This is a genomic window from Luteococcus sp. H101 (assembly GCF_038433155.1).
Classification (GTDB): domain Bacteria; phylum Actinomycetota; class Actinomycetes; order Propionibacteriales; family Propionibacteriaceae; genus Luteococcus.
Genome location: NZ_JBCDMW010000003.1, coordinates 35,501 through 48,724, shown reverse-complemented (window position 1 = coordinate 48,724; position 13,224 = coordinate 35,501). Strand labels below are relative to the sequence as shown.

Here is a 13,224-nt window from a genome sequence, read left to right as displayed (position 1 = left end):
AGGGGGAAGGGGAGAGTGGGGTACCCCCCCCCTCTTTCCCTCCCCCCCCCCCCCCCACTTCTCTTCGGGGCCAGAGGGCCGTTCCACGTGGAACGATCTTGGATTCAGGGCTCCACCAGGCCCACCCGGATGGCATAGCGGGTGAGCTCGGTGCGGTCCCGCATCCCCAGCTTGGCCAGCACATTCTCCCGGTGTCGCTCGACGGTCTTGATGCTGATCACCAGCAAGTCGGCAATCTCGGCCGACGAGTGACCCTCGGCGATCAGCTTCACCACTTGGTCCTCACGCGGGGTGAGCAGGGCCGGCTTGACCGCCTCGCCGCGGTCCAGCCGGTCCAGGTAGTCGCGCAGCAGCCGGGACTCGACGCCCGGGTAGAGGTAGGAGCGGCCGGCCAGGGCGGCGCGGCAGGCGTCGACCAGGTCCCGGTCGGCCACCGACTTGAGCACATAGCCGGCGGCCCCGACGGCCAGCGACTCGAAGAAGTACTGCTCGTTGTCATGCATGGAGAGAATCAGCATCGGCAGCTCGGGGCGGCGACGGGAGATCTCCCGGGCCGCCTGGAGGCCGGTCATCCGGGGCATGGCGACGTCCAGCACCGCCAGCTCCACCGACGGATCCAGGGCCGCCTGGATGGCCTCGGCCCCGTCGCCCGCCTCGGCCACCACCCGGAGATCGTCGTGCTGCTCCAGGATCAGCCGGACTCCTCGTCGGACCAGGGCATGGTCGTCGGCCAGCAGGATGCCGTGGGCCGGTGGGTTCATCGGGGTGCCTCCTGAGCTGACTCGAGGGGAATGGTCAGCCGCACCACGGTTCCGCCGTCGGCCGCCTCCTCGATGTCCAGCCGGCCGCCCACCAGCTGGGCGCGTTCGGTCATGCCGCTGATCCCGGAACCGGGCGTCGATCCGCCCAGGCCCACTCCGTCGTCGGCCACCGTCAGCACCACCGCGCCCAGTGTGGCGGCCAGTTCCAGCTGCACCGTGCGAGCGTGGGCGTGCCGCGCCACATTGGTCAGCGCCTCCTGGGCCACCCGGAAGATGACCAGCTCCTGGGAGTCGTCCAGCTGGGGCAGGTCCGGGGTCACCCGTCGCTCCACCCGGGTCTCGGAATGGGTGAACAGCTCGTTCCCCAGCGAGGCAAGGGCGCTGCGCAGACCGAGGTCCTCCAGCACGCCGGGGCGGAGCTGACGGGCCACCCGATGCACCTCGTCCAGGCCCAGCCGGGCCACCTCGCGCAGGTGTTGGGCCTGCTCGGCCAGCATCCGGGCCTGGCCCCTTACGTCCGCCGCGGGCTCGTCCGCCAGCCGGACGGCCCGGTTGGCCAAGACGTCGGCCTCCAGCACCAGCGCGGTCAACTCCTGGCCCAGCCCGTCGTGCAGGTCCTGGGCAATCCGGGAGCGCTCACTCTCCTGCGCGGCCAGGGCCGCGGCGGCCGAACGTCGCTGGGCGTCCTCGATCCGGCCGAGCAGACCGTTCACGGAGCGCGCCACATCGCGGGGCAGGCCCTCGGGCGGCTCCGGCACCCGCCCCAGCAGGTCGCTGGACTGGGCCCGGCCCAGGAAGGCCACCAGCTGGTCCAGCGGCCCCAGGACCCGGCGCAGCACCAGCACATTGGCCAGCAGCATCAGCGCGATCCCCAGCCCCAGCACCACCACCTCGGAGGCCAGCGGTTGGGCGGAGACGGTGGCTGGGGAGAAGGCCAGGGCGGCCGTGGCGACCCCCAGGATCAGCCCATTGGTGAGCATCACCCGCCACAGCAGGGAGCTTCCGGAGCGTCGCGCCATGTCTTCACCATGGCCAACAAGTCCCGGTGAGTCCAGCCCCGGGGGCCCACGGGCGGCAAAGATGGGGAATTGAGCCCATTCAGTTCTGCCGTCTCCCGGACCAAGATCGAATCAACACGACGGTTCGCCGAAGGGAGGGCTGAGATGCACTACGTGGTGATGGCGCTGCCGCTGGTGATGTTCCTGGTGGCACTCCTGCTCACCCGCTGGTTCGACGCTCGCACGCCGGACGCCGTCCGCTGGTGAACGAATTCATCCTGCCGCGGCCGCGGTCACGCCGGGGGTGGTGGCGGTCCAGCTGTCCACCCGCGCCGGACTGCCCAGCCTGCTGGTCTCCCTGGGCATCGGGCTGCTGATCGGTGAGGGCGGGCTCGGCCTGCGCTTCGACGACGCCAACCTGACCATGCTGTTGGGCACCCTGTGGTCTTCACCCTGATCCAGGGGCCGCTGCTCTCCCCGGTGGCCCGGCTCACCGGAGCGGCCCAGACCGGGCTGCCGCGGGAACTCAGCATCGAGTCCGCGCCGCTGGAACGGATGGATTCGGTGCTGATGCAGGTGGCGGTGCCGGCCGGTTCCCGGCTGGCGGGGATCCACGTCGATGACCTGCGGCTGCCGCCCGGGGTCCTGGTGCCGCTGCTGCATCGCGACGAGAGTGTGGACGTGCCCGACGGGGCCACCATCCTGCGGGCCGGGGACCTGCTGGTGCTCTCCCTGCCGCAGCGCCCAGGCCGCCACCGAGGCCCGGCTGGAGGAGCGGGGTCAGTGGGGGCGGCTGGGCGCCTGGCAGGCGGAGGCCAGCGGCCGAGAGCCCGCGATGGTGGCGACGGTAGATTGGAGCCCATGTTCGTCCACCAACTGAACCTCGTCGACTGGCGCTGCTATGGCACCGCCGACGTGGAGCTGGGGCCGGGCGTGACGATCTTCGTCGGGCAGAACGGGCAGGGCAAGACCAACCTCGTCGAGGCCGTGGAATACCTGTCCAGCATGAGCTCCCACCGGGTGAGTTCCGAGGCGCCGCTGGTGAAGGCCGGCCAGCCGCAGGCGATCGTCCGGGGGCGGGTGCAGGCCGCCAGCGATGACCCGCGCAAGCTGCTGCTGGAGATCGAGGTGAACCCCGGCAAGGCCAACCGGGCTCGGATCAACCGCAATGCCCTGTCCCGCGCCCGGGAGATCTGCGGGGTGCTGCGCACCGTCGTCTTCTCGCCCGAGGACCTGGCCATCGTCAAGGGTGATCCGAGCGACCGGCGGGCCTTCCTGGACCAGCTGGTGATCACCCGGTGGCCGCGGATGGCCGGGGTGAAGGCGGACTACGAGAAGGCGTTGAAGCAGCGCAACACCCTGCTGAAGTCCCTGGCCAAGCCCGGCGGCCGCCCCGACGAGTATGCCCTGACCACGCTGGACGTGTGGGATGAGCAGCTGGCCCGGATCGGCAGTGAGCTGCTGCACGCCCGGCTGGACACCCTGACCGACCTGATGCCCTTTGTCAGCCAGGCCTATGAATCCATTGCCCCCACCAACAATGTGGCGCGGGCGGAGTACAAGACCACTCTTGATCTTGTTCCCGGGGTGGCCGAGGAGCCCGGCCGGGAGCTGCTGGAGCGCCGACTGGTGCAGGCGATGCAGGACCGGCGACGCGATGAGCTGGCCCGCGGCGTGAGCCTGGTGGGTCCGCACCGGGATGACCTGACCCTGTTCATCGGGGAGCTGCCGGCCAAGGGCTACGCCAGTCACGGCGAATGCTGGAGCCTGGCGCTGGCGCTGCGGTTGGGCGGTTTCCAGCTGCTGCGCGCCGACGGGATCGAGCCGGTGCTGGTGCTGGATGACGTCTTCGCGGAACTGGACTCCACCCGTCGGCTCCGGCTGGCCGAGCACGTCCGGGATGCCGAGCAGGTGCTGGTCACCGCGGCGGTGCCCACCGATGTGCCGGAACTGCTCACCCAGGGCGACGATGGCGAGCCCACCGGGCGTCGCTATCGGGTCTCGGCGGGAACCATCGTCCCGGCGGGAGTGGACGGAGAACCCCTGTCCACAGCCGAGCAGTCCCTTGTCCACACTGTGGAAAGCTTTGCTGACAAGGGAAAAGAGGATGTGAACCAGATCACTCCACAGCCTGTGGAAAACTCTGTGGATGAATCGGTGGACGACGGGCCGCAGCTTGGGGAGAACTCGTGAGCGAACCCATGGATCCCGACTGGGAGCAGTCTTCGCCGTCCACAGCCAGTGATGAGGACCGGGAGGTGCTGGCTCGGCATGACCCGTTGGGCGTGGACCTGGCCAGCCAGATTGCCCAGGGCACCAAGAGCCTGCTTCCGCCCCCGCGCGGGGTACGCAAGACCAAACGTCAGGGCCGACGACGCTGGGTGGAACCCGGCACCCGCTCGGGTTCCGGACCCGACGCCCGCGACCCGCAGCCGCTGGGCACCGCCCTGGGCCGAGTGATCCAGGAGCGTGGCTGGCAGCGCGAGGTGAACCTGCGCCACCTGTTGGACCGGTGGGAAGCCCTGGTGGGGCAGACGAATGCTGCCCACTCCCATCCCGAGGCCTACCGGGACTGCGTGCTCACAGTGCGCTGTGACTCGACGGTCTGGGCCACCAGCCTGCGCACCCTGGCGCCCAGTCTGGTGGCTCAGCTCAACCGACAACTGGGCGACGGCACCGTCACCCGGATCAACGTCCTGGGCCCCACCGCCCCCAGCTGGAAGCACGGCCCGCGCAGTGTCCGCGACGGCCGTGGCCCCCGCGACACCTACGGCTGAATGACGCTGCTCGGACCACGCGGCCGTGGGGCTGACGGGCTCGCAGACCGGGGCGTCGGACTCGGGATCGGGAGGCTGCCACCGGCCCTCGCGGCGCCACCGGAGCTTCTGCGGGCCCCGGACCCGCTGGGGGCCTAGGTGAGGTGGTTGCCAGTGCCTCCAAACAGCCGCCAAATGCCAATGAGTGGCATTCCAGCAGTGCCTGCCCCGCCCTAAATGCGGTTCTACGGCCAAGTCGGCTAAACTTTCGTCGTTGAATCTGCAGTGCCGCGCCACCAGCTTCTACCGGGTGGTCGGCCGCGGACATCCCATGGGAACAAGGAGCACGCCAGGTGACTGAAGCCAATCAGGTGCAGACCGCCGCTGCACACCCCCTCGCCGTCCAGCCGGAAGGCCAGGCCGAGGCGCAGCTGGAGGAGCGGTTGGAGGGGTTGATGGCCACCGGTGACACCTCCGTCGCCGCCGGCAACTATGACGCCGGTCAGATCCAGGTCCTGGAGGGCCTGGAGGCGGTGCGCAAGCGCCCCGGCATGTACATCGGCTCCACCGGCGAGCGTGGTCTGCACCACCTGGTCTATGAGATCGTCGACAACTCCGTCGACGAGGCGCTGGCCGGTTATGGCGACAAGATCGAGGTCTGCATCCTGGCCGACGGCGGAATCTCCGTGGCCGACCACGGCCGTGGCTTCCCCGTCAAGATGCACCCCACCCACGGCCTGCCCGCGGTCACCGTCGCGCTGACCGTGCTGCACGCTGGTGGCAAGTTCGGTGACGGCGGCTACAAGGTCTCCGGCGGTCTGCACGGCGTCGGCTCCTCGGTGGTGAACGCGCTCAGCGAGAAGTTCACCGTCGAGGTCTGGCGTGACGGCTACCGCTGGGAGCAGACCTTCACCTTGGGCGACCCGGACTTCGACCTGCGCCAGTGCGAACAGACCGAGGAGACCGGAACCAAGGTCACCTTCTATGCCAGCAAGGACATCTTCGAGACCACCAACTACTCCTACGAGACGCTGGCGACTCGATTCCGGGAGATGGCCTTCCTGAACAAGGGCCTGGAGATCTCCATCACCGACGAGCGGCCCGACCGCGTCGACGAGGATGGCAAGCCCAATCAGGACTCCTTCCGCTATGACGACGGCCTGGTGGACTACGTGAAGTTCATCAACGGCACCCGGGAGCCAATCCACCCCAGCGTGATCAATGTCGAAGCCCACCTGCCGGAGGCCGGGATGGGCGTCGAGGTGGCGCTGCAGTGGAACACGTCCTACACCACCAGCGTGCACACCTTCGCCAACACCATCAACACCATCGAGGGTGGCACCCATGAGGAGGGCTTCCGCGCCGCGCTGACCAACACGGTCAACAAGTGGGGCGAGGCCTGGGGAATGATCAAGAAGCGTGAGGACCGCGTCTCCGGCGACGACATCCGCGAGGGCCTGACCGCCATCATCTCGATCATGCTCTCCGAGCCGCAGTTCGAGGGCCAGACCAAGACCAAGCTGGGCAACACCGAGGCCCGCAGCTTCGTCCAGCGCGTCGTGAACGAGAAGCTGGGCGACTGGTTCGAGCGCAATCCCGCCGAGGGCAAGGACATCGTCCGCAAGTCCCAGGCCGCGGCGCAGGCCCGGATCGCGGCCCGCAAGGCCCGCGACATGGCCCGCAACCGCAAGGGACTGCTGGGCGGCGGCGGCCTGCCCGGCAAGCTGGCCGACTGCTCCAGCAACAAGCCGGAGGAGTGCGAGGTCTTCATCGTGGAGGGTGACTCCGCCGGTGGCTCCGCCAAGGGCGGCCGCGACCCGCGCACCCAGGCCATCCTGCCGATCCGCGGCAAGATCCTGAACGTGGAGAAGGCCCGGCTGGACAAGATCCTGCAGAACAAGGAGGTCGAGGCCATCATCAACGCCCTGGGAACGGGCGTGCACGAGGACTTCGACATCGACAAGCTGCGCTACCACAAGATCGTGCTGATGGCCGACGCCGACGTCGACGGCGCCCACATCCGCACCCTGCTGCTCACCCTGCTCTTCCGCTTCATGCCGAAGCTGATCGAGCAGGGCAAGGTCTACCTGGCCCAGCCGCCGCTCTTCCGGCTGCGCTGGACCAATGCGCCGCACGAGCTGGCCTACAACGACGCCGAGCGCGACGCCCTGCGCGACGAGGGCATCAAGTCCGGCAAGAAACTGCCGAACGTCAACCCGATCCAGCGCTACAAGGGTCTGGGTGAGATGAATGCCCAGGACCTGTGGGACACCACGATGGACCCGGAGGGCCGGATCCTGCTCCAGGTCACCCTGGCCGACGCGGCGATGGCGGACCAGATGTTCTCCATCCTGATGGGCGAGGACGTGGAGCAGCGCCGCCACTTCATCCAGCGCAATGCCAAGGACGTGAGGTTCTTGGACATCTAGGTCGGCAAGGGGAGGTCAGCTGCCGGGTTACCCGCCCGGGCCAACCGCCCCTCGCTCGTTCCTCGCTCGGGGGGCCAGGCCCATCCACGGCCCGGGCGGGTACCCGGACACCTGACCTCCTACCGCGGCGATGATCCAAGGATTGTGGCCGACACATGAACTTCACGCAGTACACGATGACAAGGGAAAACACAGATGAGTGAGACCCCGCAGGGCCCCCAGGGCAGCGACGAGCAGGCCAACTCCGAGGACCTCTCCCCGGTGGAGGAGATCATGGCCGACGACGACTCGTCGCAGCCCAAGGAGACCGTCTCCACCGTCGAGGAGATTGACGCGCCGGAGCACGGCCGCACCGAGCCGATCGACCTGAACGACGAGATCCAGAAGTCCTACCTGGACTACGCGATGAGCGTCATCGTCGGCCGCGCCCTGCCGGACGTGCGCGACGGCCTCAAGCCGGTGCACCGTCGCGTCCTGTACGCCATGTACGACGGCGGCTACCGCCCCGACCGGGGCTGGAACAAGTGCTCCCGCATCGTCGGCGAAGTGATGGGCAAGTACCACCCGCACGGCGACTCGGCCATCTACGACACCATGGTCCGCCTGGCCCAGCCGTGGGTGATGCGGGCGCCGCTGATCAACGGCCAGGGCAACTTCGGTTCCCCCGGCAATGACCCGGCCGCCGCCATGCGGTACACCGAGTGCAAGATGGCGCCGATGGCGATGGAGATGGTCCGGGAGATCGACCAGGACACCGTCGACTTCCGGCCCAACTACGACAACCGGGAGATGGAGCCGGCCGTCCTGCCGGCCCGCTTCCCGAACCTGCTGGTCAACGGCTCGACGGGTATCGCGGTCGGCATGGCCACCAACATCCCCACCCACAACCTGCGGGAGGTCACCCAGGCCGTGCAGTGGGCGCTGGAGCACCCCGAGGCCAGCGATGAGGAGCTGCTCGAGGCGTCGATGGGCTTCATCAAGGGGCCCGACTTCCCGCTGGGCGCCACCATCGTGGGCCGCGACGGGATCGAGCAGGCCTACCGCACCGGCCGCGGCTCGGTCACCATGCGGGCCGTGGTGGACATCGAGGAGGACAAGAACGGCCGCACCATGCTGGTGGCCAAGGAATTGCCCTACATGTGCAATCCCGACAACCTGGCCTCCAAGATCGCCGAGCTGGTCAATGCCGGCAAGATCAACGGCATTGCGGACATGCGCGACGAGACCTCCTCGCGTGCCGGCCAGCGCCTGGTGATCATCCTCAAGCGCGACGCCCAGCCGCGCGTCGTGCTGAACAACCTGTACAAGCACACCCAGCTGCAGGACACCTTCGGCTGCAACATGCTGGCCCTGGTGGACGACGTGCCCCGCACCCTGCGGCTGGACCAGTTCATCTCCTACTGGGTCAAGCACCAGATCGAGGTCATCCGCCGGCGCACGGCCTTCCAGCTGCAGCAGGCGGAGAAGCGCGCCCACATCCTGCGTGGACTGGTCAAGGCCCTGGACATGCTGGACGAGGTCATCGCCCTGATCCGCGCGTCGCGCACCACCGAGGACGCCCGCGACGGCCTGATGAAGCTGCTGGACATCGACGAGGACCAGGCCAACGCCATCCTGGAGATGCAGCTGCGCCGCCTGGCCGCCCTGGAGCGGCAGAAGATCGTCAACCAGCTGGCCGAGATCGAGCACCTGATCGAGGACCTGAAGGACATCCTGGCCAATGAGATGCGCCAGCGCACGATCATCGGCGAGGAGCTGGCCGAGATCACCGAGAAGTACGGCGACGAGCGGCGCACCAAGATCGTCGCCGCCGACGGTGACTTCTCCGACGAGGACTTCATCCCCGACGAGGACATCGTGGTCACCATCACCCACGGTGGCTACGCCAAGCGCACCAAGACCGAGGCCTACCGGGTGCAGAAGCGCGGCGGCAAGGGTGTCAAGGGCGCCAACCTGCGCAGCGACGACGAGGTGCAGCACCTGTTTGCCACCACGGCGCACCACTGGGTGCTGTTCTTCACCAACATGGGCCGGGTCTACCGGATCAAGGCGTGGCAGCTGCCCGAGGGCGGCCGGGATGCCAAGGGCGGCCACGTCGCCGGGCTGTTGAGCTTCCTGCCCGACGAGAAGATCGCCCAGGTGCTGACCCTGCGCAGCTACGAGGACGCCGACTACCTGCTGCTGGCCACCCGCAAGGGCCTGGTCAAGAAGACCGCGCTGGGCCAGTACGACTCCCCGCGCCAGGCCGGCGTGATCGCGATCAACTTCCGGGACGCCGACGACGAGCTGATCGGCGCCCAGCTGGTCAGCTCCGAGGACGACGTGCTGCTGGTCTCCCGCAAGGGCCAGGCCATCCGCTTCGGCGCCAATGACGAGAACCTGCGCCCGATGGGCCGCGCCACCAGCGGCGTCACCGGGATGAAGTTCCGCGAGGACGACTCGCTGCTGAGCATGAGCATCATCGACGCCGACATGCCGGAGGACGACCGCTTCGTCTTCACCGTCACCTCCGGCGGCTACGCCAAGCGCACCGCGGTCAGCGAGTACCGCCAGCAGGGCCGCGGTGGCCTGGGCATCAAGGCGATGAAGCTGGCCGACGACCGGGGTGACCTGGTGGGTGGCCTGGTGGTCAGCGAGCACGACGAGGTGATTGCCATCAAGCATTCCGGCCAGATCACCCGTTCCGCCGTCGCCGACGTGCCGGCCAAGGGCCGCGACACGATGGGTGTGAAGTTCGTCGGGGTGCGTGGTGAGGACCACGTCGCCGTGATCGCCATCAACCCGGAGAGCCGGGAGGACGAGGTGCTGGCCGAGACCCCCGCCGAGGCCTCCGCGGACGCGGCCATGACGGACGACATGCCGTCTTCCGACGAGTCAGTGCCCGCGCGGCCCGATTCGCCCGCTACCGTAGGGGAGCAGAATTCTGACGACCTGACCCAGGACAACCAGGAGGAATCCGGTGAGTGATCCGACCAGCGCCGCGAAGACCGGCGCCCAGGCGGCCGAGTCCGCCCATGTGGCCTCGGACGACGTGACCGTCGTCGAGGCGGGGAGCGCCACCGGAACGGCGGACGAGTCCACCGAGTCCGCGTGGGTCAAGGCTCGCAAGAAGCTGACCGAGACCTCCTCGAGCGTCGGCAGCAAGGTCACTGACTTGAAGGACCGCACCATGGCCAAGGCCGCCGAGGCCACCGCCAGCGACGACGAGACCCCGTCCGCCAACGTGCCCGGCACCGCCGGTGCCAGTGCGAGTGGTGCCGCGGTCACCCGTCGCACCCGGAAGGCGCGGCTGCGGCTGTCCCGGCTGGATCCGTGGTCGGTGATGAAGACCATGCTGATGTTCTCCGTCGCCGGCGGCATCATCTTCTTCGTCGCCACCTGGGTGGTGTGGGGTGTGATCAACTCCTCCGGTGTCTTCGAGAGCGTCAACGAGGCCGTCACCCAGATTGTGGCCAGCCCCGGCAGCGACACCGCCTTCCGGCTGGAGGACTACGTCAACACCCACAAGGTGCTCGGCTTCGCGGCGTTGATCTCGGCCCTCAACGTGGTGCTGCTCACCGCGCTGGCCACCCTGTTCAGCTTCCTCTACAACCTGGCGGCCACCGTGATCGGCGGCCTCGAGGTGACCCTCGCGGAGGACTGAACCACCCCGATTTGTGCTCCGGGCATGGAGCACGATAAAGTCACTCTTCGTTGCGAGAGCGACTGCGGGCCTATAGCTCAGTCGGTTAGAGCGCTGCCCTGATAAGGCAGAGGTCACTGGTTCAAGTCCAGTTAGGCCCACAGCATTCCCCTTGATCCTTCGGGATCAGGGGGTTTTCTGGTTCTGTCGGCGCTCGCGGCGCAGCCGCTGCCGGGCCTCCCGCTCGATCAGCACCGGCACGAAGTCCCGGATCGGCCCGGTCAGCTCCGCGTAGACCTGCTCCACCGTTGCCCGCACCGTCTGTGCAGGAAGCTCGGGGAAGCCCAGCCCCAGCCGGGCGATCACCCCCTGCACCTCCCGCCACTCGAAATCCGGGGTGGCGGTGAGCACCACCGACGATCGACTCTGGACCCGGTAGCGCTGCTGGTCGGTCAGCGGGTGGGGCGGTTCGGCGAAGTCCTCGGGCGACGGCAGGGCGGTGTCCACCAGCCGACACCAGCGGTAGCCCTCGGCCAACGGCGGCAGCGCAAAGTCCAGCGGCTCCCAGAAGGCGTTGAAGATGATGTGCAGGTGCTCGGTGCTGGTCGGGTGGCTGAGCTCCACGGCCAGGGTGTGCGAGCCCTCGCCGAAGTCGGGCCGCCCCAGCTCCACCCCGTGCCAGGTGACCGCGGCCCCGCCCGGATCCCCCCAGAAACGCTGGTCCGCGAACAGCACGGAGCCACGCCGGTAGTGCATGGCCCGCTGGACGAAGCGCAGCAGCCCGGGATGCCGGGCCGGGCCCTGCCAGTCGAACCAGCTGAGCTCGTTGTCCTGGCAGTAGGCATTGTTGTTGCCCTGCTGGGTGCGGCGCACCTCGTCGCCCATCAGCATCATCGGCCGCCCCTGGGAGACCATCAGCGCCACCAGGAAGTTGCGGATCTGCCGCTCCCGCAGGGCCTCCACCTCGGCGTCGTCGGTGGGGCCCTCGACGCCGCAGTTCCAGCTCTCGTTGTCATTGGCACCGTCGCGATTGTCCTCGCCATTGGCCTCGTTGTGCTTGTGGTCGTAGCTGACCAGGTCATTGAGGGTGAAGCCGTCGTGGGCGGTGACGAAGTTGATGCTGCGCAGCGGGTCCCGGTCGGGCTGGCTGAACAGCCGGGCGCTGCCGGTCAGGCTGTCCGCAAAGTGGTGGGCCTGCCCGGCGTCGCCCTTGAGGAAACGACGCGTGGTGTCCCGGTAGGCGCCATTCCACACGGCCCACCGGTCGCCGACGAAGGTGGCCACCTCGTACAATCCGACGGCATCCCAGGCCTCGGCGATGATCTTGGTGTCCGCCAGCACCGGATCGGTCTCGATGTCCCACAGGATCGGCGGATTGCGCAGCGGCACACCATCCTGCCCGCGGGAGAGCACCGAGGCCAGGTCAAAGCGGAATCCGTCGACGTGCAGGTGCTGCACCCAGGAGCGCAGGCAGTCCAGGATCAGCCGCCGCACCACCGTCTCGTTGGTGTTGAAGGTGTTGCCGGTGCCCGTGAAGTCGTCATAGGCCAGGCCATCCTGGGTCCGCACGATGTAGTAGGTGAGGTTGTCCAGCCCGCGCCAGGAGGTGACCGGCCCGCCCACGCCCTCCTCCGACGTGTGGTTGAAGACCACGTCCAGGATCACCTCGATCCCCGCGCAATGCAGCGCCTTGACCAGGTCCTGGAACTCCTCGACCGGCCCCAGCGGATCCCGACGGGAGCTGTACTGCGCGTGGGGTGCAAACAGCGCCATGGGCTGGTAGCCCCAGTAGTTGGTGCGCCCGGGCGGGGCGGTCTGCCAGTCGAACTGCTGCACCGGCAGCAATTCCACGGTGGTGACCCCCAACTCCTGCAGGTAGGGGATCTGCTGGATCAGGCCGTGGTAGGTTCCCCTAGCGTCGGCATCCACCCCGCTGGTGGACTGGGCGGTGAAGCCCTTGACGTGCATCTCGTAGATGAAGGTGGCATCGAAGTCCCGGCCCAGCGGGCGGTCACCCTCCCAGTCATAGGCCTCGGGGTCCACCACGACGCTCTTCGGCGCGACGCCGGTGTTGTCCCCGGGCTGGCAGGCGGCGCGGCGGGAGTAGCTGTCGGGGAAACTCACTGCCAGGGCATAGGGGTCCACCAGCAGCTTGTCCGGGTCGAAGAGCAGGCCGTCGGCGGGACGATGCGGGCCGTCCACCCGGTAGCCGTAGAGCTGCCCTGCCCGCAGGCCCGGCACGTGGACATGCCAGTAGTGGTAGGTGCGGTCGGTGCGCGGATCCAGCCGGATGGTGCGGCTGGGGTGGGCGTCCTCGGCATCCTCGAAGAGTTCCACGGTGACCGACGTCGCATCCCGGGAGAAGAGGCAGAACGTGACCCCGTGCGGGCTGACAGTCGCCCCCAGCGGCGGCACCCCGGTGACGGCCCGGCCGCCGCCGATCGGGGCGCACCGCGCGGCCAGCCGGGCGCGGCTGCGGCGCTGCACCATCAGGGGGATGTAGTCGACGATCCGGCTGGAGGTGCTGGCGTGCACCTCCCGCACCGTGGCATTCACCTCGGCGCCGGTGAGCCGGGGGAAATCGTCGGTCAGTTGGGCGATCAGGGAATCGAGCTCGAGTTCATCCATGCCTGCCTGCCATGGCTCACCGCTGAGGAG

9 protein-coding genes, 1 tRNA gene and 1 pseudogene are annotated in these 13,224 nt (G+C 68.5%); 8 read left to right on the top strand and 3 right to left on the bottom strand.

Annotated elements, in window-relative coordinates:
- Positions 1-104 precede the first annotated feature (104 nt).
- Positions 105-761, bottom strand: a complete 657-nt coding sequence (locus tag AAEX60_RS00660; protein WP_342100326.1) for a response regulator transcription factor — start codon at positions 759-761, stop codon at positions 105-107.
- Positions 758-1,780 (bottom strand): sensor histidine kinase, encoded by a 1,023-nt coding sequence (locus AAEX60_RS00655; protein WP_342100325.1) that lies wholly within the window; start codon positions 1,778-1,780, stop codon positions 758-760. Before AAEX60_RS00655 ends, AAEX60_RS00660 begins: the two co-directional genes overlap by 4 nt.
- Before the next feature lie 286 nt (positions 1,781-2,066).
- Between AAEX60_RS00655 and AAEX60_RS00650 the strand changes: the two genes are divergently transcribed.
- The 8 genes and pseudogenes from AAEX60_RS00650 to AAEX60_RS00615 all read left to right on the top strand — a co-directional run bounded on the left by AAEX60_RS00650 (position 2,067) and on the right by AAEX60_RS00615 (position 10,727).
- Entirely contained in the window at positions 2,067-2,216 is a 150-nt protein-coding gene (locus AAEX60_RS00650) for a hypothetical protein (RefSeq protein WP_342100324.1), read from the top strand.
- Positions 2,217-2,314: 98 nt separating this feature from the next.
- A pseudogene (locus tag AAEX60_RS00645) lies at positions 2,315-2,476 on the top strand (TrkA C-terminal domain-containing protein); the annotation flags it as partial.
- 144 nt (positions 2,477-2,620) lie between these two features.
- Positions 2,621-3,952 (top strand): DNA replication/repair protein RecF, encoded by a 1,332-nt coding sequence (gene recF, locus AAEX60_RS00640; protein ID WP_342100332.1) that lies wholly within the window; start codon positions 2,621-2,623, stop codon positions 3,950-3,952.
- Between the two features lie 8 nt (positions 3,953-3,960).
- Positions 3,961-4,536, top strand: coding sequence for a DUF721 domain-containing protein (locus AAEX60_RS00635; protein WP_342100331.1), 576 nt, complete (start codon positions 3,961-3,963; stop codon positions 4,534-4,536).
- A gap of 434 nt (positions 4,537-4,970) precedes the next feature.
- Positions 4,971-6,944 (top strand): DNA topoisomerase (ATP-hydrolyzing) subunit B, encoded by a 1,974-nt coding sequence (gene gyrB, locus AAEX60_RS00630; protein WP_446721214.1) that lies wholly within the window; start codon positions 4,971-4,973, stop codon positions 6,942-6,944.
- A 273-nt stretch (positions 6,945-7,217) separates the two neighbouring features.
- Positions 7,218-9,911, top strand: a complete 2,694-nt coding sequence (gene gyrA / locus AAEX60_RS00625) for a DNA gyrase subunit A (RefSeq protein WP_342100330.1) — start codon at positions 7,218-7,220, stop codon at positions 9,909-9,911.
- On the top strand, positions 9,904-10,587 hold the full coding sequence (locus AAEX60_RS00620) for a DUF3566 domain-containing protein (RefSeq protein ID WP_342100323.1): 684 nt from the start codon (positions 9,904-9,906) through the stop codon (positions 10,585-10,587). The genes gyrA and AAEX60_RS00620 overlap by 8 nt, the downstream gene beginning before the upstream one ends.
- Before the next feature lie 66 nt (positions 10,588-10,653).
- A tRNA-Ile gene (locus tag AAEX60_RS00615) sits at positions 10,654-10,727 on the top strand.
- 25 nt (positions 10,728-10,752) lie between these two features.
- On the opposite strand, the gene glgX is transcribed toward AAEX60_RS00615, so the two are convergent.
- Positions 10,753-13,194 (bottom strand): glycogen debranching protein GlgX, encoded by a 2,442-nt coding sequence (gene glgX / locus AAEX60_RS00610; protein ID WP_342100322.1) that lies wholly within the window; start codon positions 13,192-13,194, stop codon positions 10,753-10,755.
- Between the last annotated feature and the right edge of the window lie 30 nt (positions 13,195-13,224).

What these genes read in the sequence shown, in the direction of transcription:
- gyrA (WP_342100330.1), top strand. Translation starts at nt 7,218, where the DNA reads ATGGCCGACGACGACTCGTCGCAGCCCAAGGAGACCGTCTCCACCGTC.
- gyrB (WP_446721214.1), top strand. Translation starts at nt 4,971, where the DNA reads ATGGCCACCGGTGACACCTCCGTCGCCGCCGGCAACTATGACGCCGGT.
- glgX (WP_342100322.1), bottom strand. Translation starts at nt 13,194, where the DNA reads ATGGATGAACTCGAGCTCGATTCCCTGATCGCCCAACTGACCGACGAT.
- AAEX60_RS00635 (WP_342100331.1), top strand. Translation starts at nt 3,961, where the DNA reads ATGGATCCCGACTGGGAGCAGTCTTCGCCGTCCACAGCCAGTGATGAG.
- recF (WP_342100332.1), top strand. Translation starts at nt 2,621, where the DNA reads ATGTTCGTCCACCAACTGAACCTCGTCGACTGGCGCTGCTATGGCACC.
- AAEX60_RS00655 (WP_342100325.1), bottom strand. Translation starts at nt 1,780, where the DNA reads ATGGCGCGACGCTCCGGAAGCTCCCTGCTGTGGCGGGTGATGCTCACC.
- AAEX60_RS00660 (WP_342100326.1), bottom strand. Translation starts at nt 761, where the DNA reads ATGAACCCACCGGCCCACGGCATCCTGCTGGCCGACGACCATGCCCTG.